General features: G+C 60.0%; 13 protein-coding genes, 1 tRNA gene and 1 pseudogene. 5 read left to right on the top strand and 10 right to left on the bottom strand.

All coding sequences use genetic code 11. The features are described 5' to 3' along the window. Window positions 1–16: 16 nt before the first annotated feature. A complete protein-coding gene (locus tag EV286_RS08805; RefSeq protein WP_165932808.1) occupies window positions 17–901 on the bottom strand; it encodes a toll/interleukin-1 receptor domain-containing protein in 885 nt (294 codons plus the stop codon). A gap of 643 nt (window positions 902–1,544) precedes the next feature. Here EV286_RS08805 and EV286_RS32440 point away from each other — a divergent pair. The 3 genes and pseudogenes from EV286_RS32440 (at window position 1,545) to EV286_RS08795 (ending at window position 2,645) form a co-directional block, all read left to right on the top strand. Then, window positions 1,545–1,700 (top strand): hypothetical protein, encoded by a 156-nt coding sequence (locus tag EV286_RS32440; protein WP_245500667.1) that lies wholly within the window; start codon window positions 1,545–1,547, stop codon window positions 1,698–1,700. Further along, window positions 1,645–1,863 (top strand): annotated as a pseudogene (locus EV286_RS08800) (hypothetical protein); the annotation flags it as partial. The gene EV286_RS32440 and the pseudogene EV286_RS08800, both read left to right, overlap by 56 nt. Before the next feature lie 506 nt (window positions 1,864–2,369). Beyond that, window positions 2,370–2,645: a hypothetical protein gene (locus tag EV286_RS08795; protein WP_132956649.1), complete on the top strand. Its 276-nt coding sequence runs from the start codon at window positions 2,370–2,372 to the stop codon at window positions 2,643–2,645. Window positions 2,646–2,799: 154 nt separating this feature from the next. Here EV286_RS08795 and EV286_RS08790 read toward each other — a convergent pair. The 8 genes from EV286_RS08790 to EV286_RS08755 all read right to left on the bottom strand — a co-directional run bounded on the left by EV286_RS08790 (window position 2,800) and on the right by EV286_RS08755 (window position 9,933). Next, window positions 2,800–2,875, bottom strand: a tRNA-Lys gene (locus EV286_RS08790). Window positions 2,876–3,000: 125 nt separating this feature from the next. Further along, a complete protein-coding gene (locus EV286_RS08785; RefSeq protein ID WP_132956648.1) occupies window positions 3,001–3,918 on the bottom strand; it encodes a PhzF family phenazine biosynthesis protein in 918 nt (305 codons plus the stop codon). Window positions 3,919–3,989: 71 nt separating this feature from the next. Next, the gene (locus tag EV286_RS08780) at window positions 3,990–4,730 is read right to left on the bottom strand and encodes an NUDIX hydrolase (RefSeq protein ID WP_132956647.1); all 741 of its coding nucleotides are present in this window, start codon (window positions 4,728–4,730) and stop codon (window positions 3,990–3,992) included. Beyond that, complete coding sequence (locus EV286_RS08775; protein ID WP_132956646.1) at window positions 4,727–5,836, bottom strand: endonuclease/exonuclease/phosphatase family protein; 1,110 nt, start codon at window positions 5,834–5,836, stop codon at window positions 4,727–4,729. Before EV286_RS08775 ends, EV286_RS08780 begins: the two co-directional genes overlap by 4 nt. An 85-nt stretch (window positions 5,837–5,921) precedes the next feature. Continuing rightward, the gene (locus EV286_RS08770; protein ID WP_132956645.1) at window positions 5,922–6,950 is read right to left on the bottom strand and encodes an ABC transporter ATP-binding protein; all 1,029 of its coding nucleotides are present in this window, start codon (window positions 6,948–6,950) and stop codon (window positions 5,922–5,924) included. After that, complete coding sequence (locus tag EV286_RS08765) at window positions 6,938–8,632, bottom strand: iron ABC transporter permease (RefSeq protein WP_132956644.1); 1,695 nt, start codon at window positions 8,630–8,632, stop codon at window positions 6,938–6,940. Before EV286_RS08765 ends, EV286_RS08770 begins: the two co-directional genes overlap by 13 nt. Before the next feature lie 6 nt (window positions 8,633–8,638). Then, window positions 8,639–9,619: an ABC transporter substrate-binding protein gene (locus tag EV286_RS08760; RefSeq protein ID WP_132956643.1), complete on the bottom strand. Its 981-nt coding sequence runs from the start codon at window positions 9,617–9,619 to the stop codon at window positions 8,639–8,641. 104 nt (window positions 9,620–9,723) lie between these two features. Next, on the bottom strand, window positions 9,724–9,933 hold the full coding sequence (locus EV286_RS08755; protein WP_132956642.1) for a SlyX family protein: 210 nt from the start codon (window positions 9,931–9,933) through the stop codon (window positions 9,724–9,726). Between the two features lie 136 nt (window positions 9,934–10,069). On the opposite strand from EV286_RS08755, the gene EV286_RS08750 reads away from it, so the two are divergent. Together EV286_RS08750 and EV286_RS08745 are read left to right on the top strand one after the other, a co-directional pair. Beyond that, window positions 10,070–11,131, top strand: coding sequence for an aldo/keto reductase (locus EV286_RS08750; protein WP_132956641.1), 1,062 nt, complete (start codon window positions 10,070–10,072; stop codon window positions 11,129–11,131). Between the two features lie 114 nt (window positions 11,132–11,245). Beyond that, complete coding sequence (locus tag EV286_RS08745) at window positions 11,246–12,286, top strand: DUF2278 family protein (RefSeq protein ID WP_132956640.1); 1,041 nt, start codon at window positions 11,246–11,248, stop codon at window positions 12,284–12,286. A 24-nt stretch (window positions 12,287–12,310) separates the two neighbouring features. On the opposite strand, the gene EV286_RS08740 is transcribed toward EV286_RS08745, so the two are convergent. After that, window positions 12,311–13,531: a PLP-dependent aminotransferase family protein gene (locus EV286_RS08740; RefSeq protein ID WP_132956639.1), complete on the bottom strand. Its 1,221-nt coding sequence runs from the start codon at window positions 13,529–13,531 to the stop codon at window positions 12,311–12,313. Window positions 13,532–13,705 lie beyond the last annotated feature (174 nt).

The raw sequence follows: 13,705 nt of genomic DNA, 5'->3' as shown, positions 1-13,705 counted from the left end.
TGAGCGTTTGTTCGATCTATTTTTTAGTCCAAATAGTTCCGCCAAAATTTCCCGTCTGAGATACAGCAATCAGACGAACGTTACTTTCAATCTTCAATCTAAGCTTGCCGCTGCTGTAGACAGCGTATCCGGGGAGGTCATGCCAATCCCCTTCGATATAACCCCGATCGGTTATCTGGCCATCGAACACATTTTCGAACAGAGGAGGATTGCCTCCTGTCCACGAGATCATGCGGCCATTTTGTTGGATAACATAGGTTGCCCCGTCGTTACCACTCCAGGTTCCATTCAACTTGCTGACTGTCGTTGCGGGCATGCCAACAAAAAGTGCGACCGACACCGCTAGAACCAATGCCAAGAGTGCGGCCATGAAACGTGGGCGACGCAAGACCTGCCACTTTGCGCCACTAGTTTCCCGCTGTTCACGCGACACCCCTTCTCTTTTCGGAGCGTTCGAAGGCAAGGCAACTTCGGCTACTTCCTCGCGACTGAGTGAATCAACGCTCAAGATTGCCTTTACTCTTTCAGCAATCGCTTCGAGGTGCCTCTCCAGCGGAGGCGTTAGCGCGTCCATCCAGTGAATATTCCCAAGGAAGTACTTGAAGGATTCCGTCGGAAGAATGTTCTCAATACGGAGCGGGACAATGGTCACGCCGCCGTCGGCTGCGATTTCAACTTCGCGTTTAATTTGCTTGGACTTGTTTGCGTTGGTCGAAAAGACCAACAGCATCACTCGCGACGCACGGATCGCCTTTACGATCGACTCGCCCCAATCCGCGCCAGGCATGATATCCCGCGGCGCGACCCAACAACGCACGCCATGGCTCTCCAGTATCGCGCACACCGCATCTGCCGCAGGCTTATCTTCCGTCGAATAACTGATAAATACGTCATGCGCCATAGTTGTTCCCCACCAAATTTCGCGCATACCGGGCAGTCGTAAGGATAGGAATTTTAAACTGCACGCCTTTTGAGGATTGAACGTTTGGCTCTGCAGGTCAACTGTAGCGGTGGCCGTGGGTGGCACATCTAGAACTGCCCACAGCCACCCCCAGCGATGTATGTCGGTCGCGTCACCTGCAACGAGGGTGTGCATGCAGCGCGGTGAGCATGGTTTCGCGCGTTGACCGCAGCTCAATCGACTCTTGCATCGAATAATTCACCAGTTGCGTTAGCCCCGACTGCAGGCTCAGACCCCCGCGCTCAACAGACACTGAACTGATGTGATGGATGCCCTCTTCCGCGGGCTACGCATGACGCCTGCCTAGCTCCAATACAACAACGCTTCAGTTGAGCCTTGGTGTCACAGTTGATGAAGGGCAGGACGACGGTTTCACATTCGACCTGATGTTCGAGAACTTCAACGAGGCCATATTCATGAAGGCTGTCGGCACAATCGGCCTTCTCACCACGTCAGCTGCGCTTTCCGTTATCTCAGCATTCTTCCGCAGCAACGATGCGACTGCTCGAAACGCCTTTCGCATAGCCCCCCGGATCAGGGACGCTTTCGGGTTACATCACCGTAGAAGGTTGGAGGGGCCGACATGAAGAAGCTCCTTGATAGCGTCGAGGTCGAAATGACCGACGAGGAAATTGCAGAGCTCGAGGCGCAGCGCGCGATATTCATCGAAACTGGTTCCCGAGAGCGTGTCAGTTCGCCAGTTCGGACTTCAGCTTCTTGCAGCAGGCTTGCTCGATGAGGTGGACGCGTGGGTGTCGGAGCAGGACCGGGCTACGCAGATCGCCTACGAATACAGTGGCACCTTCGTGAAGGACTCCCCGATGATGGCCGCTGGGTTTGCAGCCATGGGATTCACGGAAGAACACATCGACGCGTTCTTCACGGCGGTGTCTCTCTTGTAGACTTGGCGCAATCAGAACCGAAAACCTCTGGGTACTGGCAACCGATCCGGAATGCCCTGCACTTCTTGCGGCAATCCGGATCCTTGGTTCACGCCTGGCACCTCGTGCTGCGTCGGCGCCGTAGGCACCAAGTCGTACCGGACGGCGACAACAACTACCAAGGATAGTGTACCCAGAAGAACCAAAACCTTCAGAAAAAAGCCAAACAGGTTCCTAATCATCGTCGAATCCTGCCGTTAAAGGGGCAATTCTGCGCTCGCGATGTGTGAGTGGCGCTAACGCCCGTCAATTCTCAGATAGCGTCAACAAAGACCGTCTCAAGGGAAATCATGTGGACCAGTCGAAATTTTTCGACGCTGTTCGCCAATCGGTGTTCAGCCATCGCCTCTCTCGCCATCGGCGCCCGCAGACGATCCACTTATCGAAACCATTTAAGGACATCGGCAGGGAATGCGCGAGTTTGCGTAGTTGCGCGAACTATCGAGAATTGGAAAGCCGCTTATGACGTGATGAACGATGTCGAGCTTCGGCGACTGGCCCAGGAACCGAAGGTGGCGTGGGAATTCGAGCGCTCGCTAGTTTCGCAAGACGCAGAGGAACAAGCTTATGAGGCCGCCTACGAAGCCTGCAGCAAGCTCGTATCGCCGATCAAGGAAATTCAAGATCACACACTCGACGGTCTCAAGGCGAAAGCTGGCTATCTTCTGGTGCCATTCTGCCGACAAGATCGACTTCGAGACGGGAACGATAGACCTGCTACTGGCGGCGGATGTGATCAATGATCTGCTGGCAGCTTAAAGCGCAGAACATCCAGCCCGCCTCACGAGTGGAGCGGGCTTTTTTGTGCCGCCGTTACTCCAGGCGTTACCCAGGAAGGAAATATTAGCTCCGCGCCTAAAGAGGCGCTTCGCAAGCATTTGTCTTTTAAGGAAAAAATGGTGGGTGATGTAGGGCTCGAACCTACGACCCGCTGATTAAGAGTCAGCTGCTCTACCAACTGAGCTAATCACCCGTCCGCGCCGTCTTGCGCGGTGTGACGGGGCGTATAAACAGGATATTCCTGCTTGTCCAGCGGCCCAGGCCAAATTTCTTTGGCTAAGCGTCGAAAAAATTCTGGCGGGCCAAAGCGCAATGAAATCAGATGTCCAGAAAGCCGGTGGCGACACGCACGGCCTGGCCGCCGATACGCGCGTTCGAGATGTCGCCGCCGTCCACATCGATGTGAAGGTGGATGAAGGAGGGCCGCCCCATCTCTACGCCCTGCTCGATGACCATCGGATAGTGCCCGTCCGGCAGCGCGTCGAAATGGCGGATAGCCCCCGAGAGAGCGGCAACCGCAGAGCCGGTCGCAGGGTCTTCGACGATCCCCATGCCGGTCGCAAACATGCGGGCATGGAACTTCGCCGTATGATTGATCGCGCCGCGGCAATAGATATAGGCCGAGGCCAGGGCGCCGTCGACGAAGGGGACGGTCTTTTCCCAGAGCTGTGGGTCGAACTCGAGGCGCTCCGCGCAGCCGACATCATGGACCGGCACCAGTAGGAACGGCACGCCGGCGCTCCAGATCGACGGGACATGATTCTCGAAGCCGATTTCAGTGGCATTCAGGCTAAGCGCATCGGCAATGGCTGCTCGGTCGAGCGGCATGGCGATCTGCGCCGACTTCCGCGGCAGGTCGAATTCGGCAAAACTCGCCCGCCCTTCCCTAAGCCGCACGGCGCAGCGTACCGGGCCGACGGCCTCTTCCAGCACCGAGACGATATCCATCTCGCGGCTGCGGTCGCCATTGGCGCGCTCGGCAAGGGCGATCGCCGCGCCAACGGTCGGATGGCCGGCAAAAGGCAGCTCCCGTCCCGGCGTGAAGATACGCAGCCGCGCCGCGTGGGCAGGGTTTTCCGCAGGTTGGACGAACACCGTCTCAGAGAGGTTCAGCTCCTTGGCGATGTCCTGCATGGCCGCATCGCCCAGACCGTCGCCATCGAAGACGACGGCGAGCGGGTTGCCCGCGAGCTTGCTGTCGGTGAACACATCGTAGACGCTGTAGCTGCGAGCCACTTCTGCCTCCCTGAATCGGTCATCGAAGCGCAAAACTGCCCGAGCCAGCCCGCGAGTGCAAGGCGATAAAATCAGGCCCGCCTGTTGAAATACCAGTCGATGACCAGCTGCATCTCCGGGATATACGGATGGGCGTCTGGATCTGCGGACCAGATCGCAACTGCGCCGTCGATCTCCTTCTCCTCGTCGACCAGCATATGGGCGTGAATCCGCTCGATGAGCTCGTCCGCCGAGAGATCGAACCGGAAGACGCGCATGAGCGTTATTGCGCGTCGCATATGCAGGCCGAAGTAGTTCGGCTCCGCTGTTGCCTCCTCGAGGTCGAGGCCCGTCTCCTCCAGGACTTCACGCCGCATGTTGCCTGCGATGTCGCAGCGCCCGTCGACGATGTCGTGGGCGTCGAGCGATCCTGCCGCGCAATAGACCCGCCCGGCATTGGCCGTATGCTTCCCCATGCGGATCGCGACAATGGCGCCGTCGGAAGAAACGACCAGCGCGAACGCAAAGAGGTGAAAGGCAGTATTGGGCAATCTGCTCTTTCGCCACCAGAGAAACGTCGAGAACGGGACAAGATAGGCCTCGCCGCGAACGTGGCCGTCCCTCAGGGAAAGCCGGTGTTGAAGAACCATCTCCCCGTCGTAGAGCGCAGGCGTTGTCTGAAGCTCCTGCTGCCAGTTCCTGCGCGCAGCTTCTTGCTCGCGAAGATGATAGGGATGCTCTCCTTCCAGGACCCGCAGGTCGATGCTGCGGACCTGGAAAGCCACCTTCTTCGGCGGCCAGCTGGCCTCGTCGTCTTGAGAGATCGCATTCATGGGAGATCCAATGTCATGACGACCGGGCAGTGGTCGGAGGCCTTCGGCCGATCCCAGCCGATGCGCGGATAGCGTTCGACCTCCTGGCCCGGCGGGAAGACGGTGCGGAAGGGCTGGCCGGCGCGTATCACCTCCGGCACGCGCCCGGCATTGGCTTCGGCGAGTGCCGGTGAAAGCCAGAGATAGTCAAGCTGGCAGAGCCATTGCTCCGCCGGTCCGCGTGCGTGATAGAGCGTCCAGCGATCCAGCGGATCGCGCCTCAGCATCACATTCTCCGCGAAGCCGTCGCGGCTGAAGACGTCGAGTGCGCTTTCCGATTCCTGACGGTATTCGAACCGGTAGCCGCTGCGGCGGTCGCCGATCACGTTCACCTTCTCTTGATAGTCGTTCATGTCACCACAGATGACGAAATTGCTGGCAGAAGTACGCTCCATGCCGAAGCGTGTCTCGATGATATGACGCGCGGCAAGCGCCTCGGCCCTGCGAATCGGCAGCGTGCCCAGCCTTCCGTCGGCCCCTTCGCGACCATTTCCCATGGACTTGAAATGAACCACGAAAAGCGAAAGCGGCACTCCACCAATCTTGAGATCGAGCTCGATGCAGTCACGCTTGAATATCTTGTCCTCCCGGCGCAGCGTCGAACCCAATTCATCGTTGAAGAGGCCAAGATCGCCGTATGTGAGGGCCGCATGGCTGCGGATGTCGACCAGTTCGATCTTTTGGCCATCGCGCGTTTCCTCGCGCATCATCACCCCGACATCGATGCCTCTGCTGTCGTTGCCTTCCACGAGATATTTCTGCCGGTATCCGCTTCCGACCATACGGAAGAGATAGCCATACTCGAAGGCGTGCATGGCCGCGAGATTGTCGACCTCCTGCAGACAGATGATGTCCGCATCGGTGTCAGCGACGGCTAGCGCCGTCATCTGGCGGGTATCGTCCGTAAGCGAAATGACACGCGCCTGCTCCAGCTGCTGGTAGATGCCTTCGCTTCGGACGTCGAAAAGGCGGAGCACCCGGTCCTGTCGCAGCTGATTGCGGAATCCGGTGAAATCGAACCGCGTCAGCAGGTTTTCGATATTGAAGGTGGCGAGGCGAAATGACATGAGGCATTTCCGATTGGGCTGGACCATATCTAACCCGCAGCCGCGCAAATGCAAAATCCGGGCAGGCAAGGAAATATAACCTCCGCTAGAGCCTCCAGGCCGAGCGGATGATGACGGCCAGTTGGGCGCCGGGCGGCACGCTTTCGCGGCTATAGGCCCGCAGCACCTGCCCGTCGCGCAATGCAAGTCGCAGGGCGTAGCGCTCCCCCTCGAAAAGGACCGCCTCCACCCGGCAGGTGATCCCCGATGGATCGGCGATGACATCCTCCGGGCGCACCAGGACTTCGGCCTCCTCGCCGTCCAATCCCTCTGCCCTCAGCATGGGCTCGATCCCTGCCCAGTCGAACAAACGCGGCTCTCTGCGGGCGGACCGCAGCTTCAGGACCGTCCCACGCCCGATAAGGCCGCCGACCACCCGTCCCTCCGGGCGCGCGTAGATATCGGCCGGGGCTGCGATCTGCAAAAGGCGGCCATCAGCCATCACCGCGACATCGCTTGCGAGCGCCATGGCCTCGCTCTGGTCGTGAGTGACATAGATCATCGTGGCGCCGGAACGCTGGTGGAATTCGCGGAACGTTTCCTCCATCTCCTGCTTCAGGTGGCGGTCGAGATTGGCAAGCGGCTCGTCCAGAAGGACGACATCAGGCGATGTCACGAGACACCTCGCCAGTGCGACGCGCTGCCTCTGGCCTCCGGAAAGCTCCGCCGGACGCCGTTCGGCGTAGGCATCGAGCCTGACTGCCGCCAGCGCGTGCCGGACTTTTTCTTTGTAGGGTCTGCCAGTTACGCCGCGAACCTTCAGTGGATAGCCCACATTGTCTGCGACGCTCATATGCGGCCAAAGCGCATAGGACTGGAAGACCATCGCCATGTTGCGCCGCTCCGGCGGCAGGGACCGCGAGGCATCGGCAAGCAGGCGCTCGCCGAGATGGATGGAGCCGTCCGTCGGCTGCTCGAAACCGGCAATCATCCTGAGCACCGTCGTCTTGCCGCAGCCCGAGGGCCCGAGCAGAGCAAGGAAACCACCCTCCCGGACATCAAGCGAGAGCGAATTTACCGCTGGTCGGCCTGTGCCGAAATCCTTCGTCACTTGATTGAGCGTCAGTTTCGCCAAGGCACGACTCCTCTCGGCAGGCGCTTTGCGAGGAGTTCCAGCAGGACCATCATGAAGACGACCATGACGACCACCAGCACGGACATGGCGGAGGCAAGATCAGAGCTGCCGCTATCGTCGAGATTGTAGATCACCACACCGAGCGTTTGCGTCCCGGCTGACCAGAGCAGCGCCGAGATCGTGAGCTCGTTGCAGGCGATGAGAAACACGAGAATGACCGACGCACCCGCTGCGGGCGCGATGAGCGGCACCAGGATATCGCAAAGCCGGCGAAGAAAACCGGCACCCGAAAGCCTGGCTGCTTCCTCGAGCGCCGGATCGAGTTGCTGGAAGGCGCTGACGACCGGCTTGAGACTGACGGCAAAGAAACTCGAGAGATAAGCCAGGAGGATGAGCCAGATCGTGCCGTAGAGAGTCAGATTGAGTAGCGGAATCGGAGCCGCGAAGACGAGAATGAAGGAGACCGCGATCACGATCCCCGGCAACGAGTATGGAATTTCGATCAGCCCGGCGATCAGTCTTGCCACCACATTCTTGCGTAACGTGATGAGATACGCAGCGAGCACGGTCACGAAGATGAGGCAAACAGCAGTGGTTACTGAAAGAAAAAGAGAATTTGAAAATGCTGTCCGCGTGATCGGCTGTCGGAACAGGATCTCTTCAAAGGCATGGAAGGACATCGTGCGGAGCGTCAGCGGCACGCCGAAGGCAGGCACCAGCGCCCCGGCAAGCAGGGCCAGAAAGGGTGCGACGAGCATAACAAACAGAATTGCCCAGAGAAATATCTCGGCAGGCAAGCGCAATCGGCCGAGCGTGAGGACTGCGGAAGCTCCGGTCAGGCCGATCACGCGATAATCCCGACCCTTCAGGGCGCGTTCCTGTATCGCCAGACCTGCGACAGCAATCATGGCGATGATGGCCGAAATCAAAGCGACGTCTCCGAAGGTGCGGCTGCTGAAGGCGGCAAACTTCGTAAAGATCAGGGTCGGCAGCGTGTAGATGCCCGCCGGAATGCCGAGGATCGCCGGAATGCCGAAATTGCCGGTGGAGGAGACGAAGGCGATGGCGGCGCCCGCAATGATGCCGGGCATGGAAAGAGGCAGGATGATGTCGCGAAAGACCATCGAGCCAGAGGCGCCGGATAGCCTTGCCGCCTCCACGCCCTCGCGCGGCAGCGCCATCAGCCCTGCCCTCAACGCGAGATAGACAAGCGGCGCATGTTGGACGCCATAGAGAAGCGCGATGCCGCCGGCAGAATAGAGCGGTTGGGGGGAGCCGAGCGGCGGAGCCAGATGCAGCGCCTTGAGAAGCGGGCTCGATGGTCCAGACATCTGCACCCAGGCGAGTGCCGTCACCTGCGGCGGGATCATCATCGGCAGCACGAAGAGAAAGCTCAGCATCCCCTTGCCCCGCATGTCGGCGAGCGTCAGCAGGAAAGCGAAGATAGATCCAAGGATAACGGAGGCGATCGTACCCAGGACAGCGGTCGATATCGTGTACCAGGCCGCCTGCCAAAGCGAGGGATCAGTGAGGAGTGAGTAGGCACCATCCCGCGACAACGCCGCGATTCCGACCTGCGCCAATCGCCCGAGCGGCAGGACGCAGAGGAACAGCACCACGGTGACGACAAAAGGAAGCAGCCAGCTTGGCTGGCTGATTCCTGGGCGGGCATATCCGTTCATCGCGTATCAGTTCGATCCGTAGATGCCTGAGAAGGTCTTCAAGTCCTCATCCGTGTTCTTCAGGGCAGCCGCCGCGTTGATCGGCAGTACCTTGATGCTGTCGCGCGAGGGGAAGCCTTCCGGCAGCTTCATCCCGTTGCGTGCCGGGATGTAGCCGAGCTTGACGAAGCCCTCCTGACCTTGCTCGGAAAGCACATAGTCCACGAATTTCTCAGCGGCTTCGGCATTCTTGCTGCTGGCAAGGATGCCGACCGGCTCGGTGACGGCCGACACGCCCTCGGCCGGGAAGACGAACTCCACCGGAGCGCCCTTGGCTTTCTCACGGATCGGCATGTAGTCGACCACCATGCCATAGGCCTTCTCGCCTGACGCCACCGACTTCAGCACGGCGCCATTGCCGCCGGCAGCGGTCGCACCGTTTTCAGAAAGATGGCGATAGTAATCCCAGCCCAGACCATCGACGCCCGCAAGCGTCTGAGCATGGATGAGCGCAGCGCCGGACGTCAGCGGGCTCGGCATGGTAACGAGACCCTTGGCTTCCGGCTTTGCAAGGTCCTGCCAGCTCGTCGGCTTCAGCGATGCAGCGGTGTTGTAGACGATCCCGGTCGTGATCAGTTTCGTCGAATAATAGTAGCCGTCCGCATCATAGAGGGCGGCATCGTAGTTCGCAGCCTCGGGCGACTTGTAGGCAAGCAGCCTGCCCTCCTGCTTCAGGCGCTCCAGCGTCACCGTGTCTGCGATCAGCAGCACGTCGGCAACAGGGTTCCCGGCGGCGATTTCCGCCTGCAGCTTGGCGATGATTTTCGGCGTGCCATCGCGGACCCAATCGACCTTGATGTCAGGATTGGCGGCCATGAAACCGTCCACGGTCGCCTGCGCATCCTCGTTCGGCTGGCTGGTGTAGAGAACGAGATTGGCAGCATCGGCGGATGTGGCAAGCAGGCCGGCGGCGATAAGGGCGGTAAAGGCTGAGAGCAGCGTCTTCATAAGGTGATCCTTCCTCGCATGTGCGCGTCGGGATCGATGCATAGTGACGCCACTTAACATGAATGTGACAGGCTGCTTTTCGTCGGAAGGCTCCGTCGCGCACCTCAATAATGGGGTGGTCTGGTCACCGCAGGCGCTTCGAGCGACCGTTCCTCAAGTGTGAGGAAACGCTCGGTGAGCCGGTCAAGCTTGGCGCGCAACTGTTCGATCGTCTTCCATTGATCGGCGATCTGGTCGGATAGCTCCTCGATGGTCTTGGCCTGATGGGCGGCAAGCTCCTCAAGTTGCGTCATACGGTCCTGTTCGTTGGCCATTGTGCCGACCCCTTCTCTGTTCTAGCTTCACGTCGCATCATCCGCTTTTACGACTGGCTCACCGTCGGGCAAGAGCAAATTCCTCATCCTGCCCCTACCTTGGTGCGTCCCTCAAGCAATTTCATGGAGCAAAGTCATGGAGTATCGCCTGCTCGGCCGTTCGGGCCTGAAGATATCAACAATCACGATGGGCACGATGACGTTCGGCGGCGTCGGCTGGGCAAGGACTGTCGGGGACCTTGGTGTGTCGGAGGCACGCCGAATGATCGATCTCTGCCTCGACGCCGGGGTCAATCTGATCGACACGGCCAATGCCTATTCGGGTGGCGAGTCCGAGCGGATCATAGGCGAAGTGCTGAACGGCAAGCGGCCGAACGGCGTGCTGCTCGCCACCAAGGCTCGCTATGCCATGGGCGACGGACCGAACGACCGCGGCCTTTCGCGCTATCACCTGATCCGCGAATGCGAAGCAAGCCTCAAGCGAATGAAGACTGACGTCATCGACCTCTATCAGGTCCACGAATGGGACGCACAGACGCCGCTCGAAGAGACGATGGAAGCGCTCGACACGCTGATCAAGCAAGGCAAGGTGCGCTACGTCGGTTGCTCGAACTATTCAGGCTGGCACATCATGAAGGCGCTCGGCATTGCCAACGAACACAAGTACCAGCGCTTCGTGAGCCAGCAGATCCACTATACGCTCGAAGCCCGCGATGCCGAATACGAGCTTCTGCCGATCTCCGTGGACCAGGGTCTCGGCGTCCTCGTCTGGAGCCCGCTTGCGGGAGGCCTGCTCTCCGGCAAGCACCAGCGGAACAAGGCAGCGCCGGAAGGAACTCGACAGTTTGCCGGCTGGACGGAACCGCCGATTCGCGATGAGAACCGGCTCTGGGACATCGTCGAGACGCTGGTCGCGATCGGAAACGAGCGTGGCGTCTCGGCGGCGCAGGTCGCGCTCGCCTGGCTCATCGGCCGCAGTGCGGTGACCTCGGTCATCATCGGCGGGCGCACCGAAGCCCAGTTCAAGGACAATCTTGCCGCCGTGGAACTGAAGCTCTCCGACGAGGAACGCAAGCGGCTGGACGAAGTCAGCGCTCCGCCGGTCATCTATCCCTATTGGCACCAGCTGAACACGGCAAGCGATCGCCTCGGTGAGGCCGATATGCAGCTCTTTGGCCAATATCTTCGGGAGGGTTGATGGCCCAGCGCCGCGGCACCACGAAACGTTGAGCCGCGGCGCCTCCATGCCACAAAAGATGCATCTTTGAAGCTCATTCTGACACTTCCTAGCGCAACTGGGGGAGGATCGAAGATGCTCAGGAACTACAAGGTGCTGAAGGGGACGGCCTCGGATCTGGCTCTGGACGACGACAACGATCCGCACATCGAAATCCGCATCGAAGCCGCCGGCGTCAGCTATCGTATTGCGGTCAACGTTCGTTCCAAGGAGACACCGCACGACTTGCTCTACGCGAACGTGACGGACTTCCAGCATCCCATGATCGCAGCACTGGAAGCGCTGCCCATGGGCCTCACCGACATCCGCAGGGACCGGCCCGAACTCGCAATCGACTACGTCCGCGGCGGCATGATCGAGCGCGACGACATGGATGTTGCGCCTTTTCAGCTCTCGGGTCCGCGAAACGACCTGCGCGATTTTATCGAGCCGATCGTCCAGGAGGCCATATCCGACGATGCCATCCATTTCTACGCCTTCGGCGAAGCATGGGGACCGGAGCAAAACAAGCCGGACCAGTATTTCAACTTCAAGCCGGGAAACGGCATCCACGACATCCACATGAACCAGGGCGATGGCGGGAGTTTCAAGGCGACCAACGGGCCGAACCAGGATGGAGCACTGCTGATCCATTTCACCGACACGAACGAGTGGGTCGCAATCTTCCTCGGTTTTCAGACGCAGAACTGGAATACCGACCCCGTCACCGGCGACCCCGTATCCGCAGAGCGCGGTGGCCAGGGGCGTGGCGAAGGAACGCGTCGTCCGCAGCCCGTCGTCGCATCCTCCATCAGGATTGTCGCTGCCCTCATCAATCCTGTGAACGGACCGGGAGGCACGGAGGCTGAAACGGTCACCATCGCCAATCGCTCGGACATGGCCGCAGCGCTGGACGGTTGGCGCATCAGGGATGGTTCGGGCAAGAGCCAGACGTTGAACGGGACACTTGCCGCGGGCGAGTTTCGCACCATACCGCTCAATGGCGCTGCCGGCGGCCCGCAACTCGGCAACAAGGGCGGTGACATCATTCTCGTCAACGCCGAGGGTGCCGTGGCCGACCGGGTCGGCTACGGCAAGAGCGAAACGGCCAATGAAGGCTGGACGACGATCTTCTGATCGATCATCGAGGCCGGCGGCGCGTCAGCCGCCGATCTCGTCAGCGATCAGTCGGCCGAGGCGGCCGATGCCCTCTTCGATCATCTCGTCGTTCGCGCAGGAGAAACTGACGCGGAAGGTATTGGCGCCGCTACCATCGGCGAAGAATGCCTGGCCCGGCACGAATGCGACCTTCGCGGTCTCAAGCGATCGTGCCAGGAGCTTTGCCCCGTCCATCCCCTCGGGCAAGGTGATCCAGATGAACATGCCGCCTTCCGGCTTCGTCCAGGTCACGCCCTTCGGCATGTGCCTGGCAAGCGCGGCAAGCATACAGTCGCGGCGCTGGCTGTAGACTTCCTTGATCTTTGCGACCTGCGCATCGAATCCGCGTTCGGCAACGAGGTGGATCGCCATCTGATTGATGGTCGAGGAATGCAGGTCAGCCGCCTGCTTCATCAACACCAGCTTGCGGATTATCGGTGCATTGGCAACGATGAAGCCGACGCGCAGCCCCGGCGCGAGTGTCTTGGAGAAGCTGCCACAGTAAATGGTGCGGGTAGCCTCGATGTCGCCCTTGTGCGCGATCTCCAGCGCCAGGATCGGCGGGATTGCCTCGCCGTTGTAACGCAGCGACTGGTAGGCGGCGTCCTCGATGATCGCAATGTCCAGCTCGTCGGCAAGTTCGATCACCTTCTCGCGGCCTTCGCGATCGACGGTCTCGCCGGTCGGATTGGCGAAATCCACGGAAAGATAGGCAAACTTCACCTTGCCGCCCGCCTCCTCTGCCGTCGCGCGATAGGCTTCAGGGGTGCGGTTGCCGTTCGGCGACAACTGGTCATAGGTCGGCTCGTAGGCGTTGAATGCCTGCAGCGCCCCCAGATAGGTAGGCCAGGTAACGAGCGCGGTGTCCTTCGGCGACAGGAACAGCTTGCCGAGATAGTCGAGCCCCTGCTGCGAACCGGAAACGATGAAGACGTTGTCGACGGTGCAGGGGATGCCGAGTGCCGCCATCTGGCCCACCAGCCATTCACGGAGGGGCTTGTAACCTTCGCTCACCGAATATTGCAGCGCCGATCGTACTGCCGGCCCTGTAAAGATATCGGCATAGGCCGCCTTGAATTCGTCGTCGGGAAAAAGTGCGGGGTCCGGAATTCCGCCGGCGAAGGAGATGATCTCCGGCCGGTCGAGCAGTTTCAAGAGCTCGCGGATTTCCGAAGCGCGCATCCGGGACGAACGCGTCGCGAAAATATTCTCCCAGTTCAGCATGGGTTTCCTCGTTTCTTATGGTGTCCGCCAACACACCATGCGGCGGCATTTATGTCAACAATACTGACCTATTTTCCTGTCGCGGTGACAAGTTTCAGGTCTTGTATTCCAAAGGACCGTGATCGGCGACAGAAAAGGTTGAAAATCGCGGGAATTCCAACGAGGCGCCCGCCC

Source organism: Rhizobium sp. BK251, assembly GCF_004345245.1.
In the GTDB taxonomy this organism is placed as follows: domain Bacteria; phylum Pseudomonadota; class Alphaproteobacteria; order Rhizobiales; family Rhizobiaceae; genus Rhizobium.
Note: the sequence above shows the minus strand (reverse complement) of the source record. Positions and strands in the feature narration are given on the sequence as shown.

What these genes read in the sequence shown, in the direction of transcription:
- EV286_RS08805 (WP_165932808.1), bottom strand. Translation starts at nt 901, where the DNA reads ATGGCGCATGACGTATTTATCAGTTATTCGACGGAAGATAAGCCTGCG.
- EV286_RS32440 (WP_245500667.1), top strand. Translation starts at nt 1,545, where the DNA reads ATGAAGAAGCTCCTTGATAGCGTCGAGGTCGAAATGACCGACGAGGAA.
- EV286_RS08780 (WP_132956647.1), bottom strand. Translation starts at nt 4,730, where the DNA reads ATGAATGCGATCTCTCAAGACGACGAGGCCAGCTGGCCGCCGAAGAAG.
- EV286_RS08775 (WP_132956646.1), bottom strand. Translation starts at nt 5,836, where the DNA reads ATGTCATTTCGCCTCGCCACCTTCAATATCGAAAACCTGCTGACGCGG.
- EV286_RS08765 (WP_132956644.1), bottom strand. Translation starts at nt 8,632, where the DNA reads ATGAACGGATATGCCCGCCCAGGAATCAGCCAGCCAAGCTGGCTGCTT.
- EV286_RS08760 (WP_132956643.1), bottom strand. Translation starts at nt 9,619, where the DNA reads ATGAAGACGCTGCTCTCAGCCTTTACCGCCCTTATCGCCGCCGGCCTG.
- EV286_RS08755 (WP_132956642.1), bottom strand. Translation starts at nt 9,933, where the DNA reads ATGGCCAACGAACAGGACCGTATGACGCAACTTGAGGAGCTTGCCGCC.
- EV286_RS08750 (WP_132956641.1), top strand. Translation starts at nt 10,070, where the DNA reads ATGGAGTATCGCCTGCTCGGCCGTTCGGGCCTGAAGATATCAACAATC.
- EV286_RS08745 (WP_132956640.1), top strand. Translation starts at nt 11,246, where the DNA reads ATGCTCAGGAACTACAAGGTGCTGAAGGGGACGGCCTCGGATCTGGCT.
- EV286_RS08740 (WP_132956639.1), bottom strand. Translation starts at nt 13,531, where the DNA reads ATGCTGAACTGGGAGAATATTTTCGCGACGCGTTCGTCCCGGATGCGC.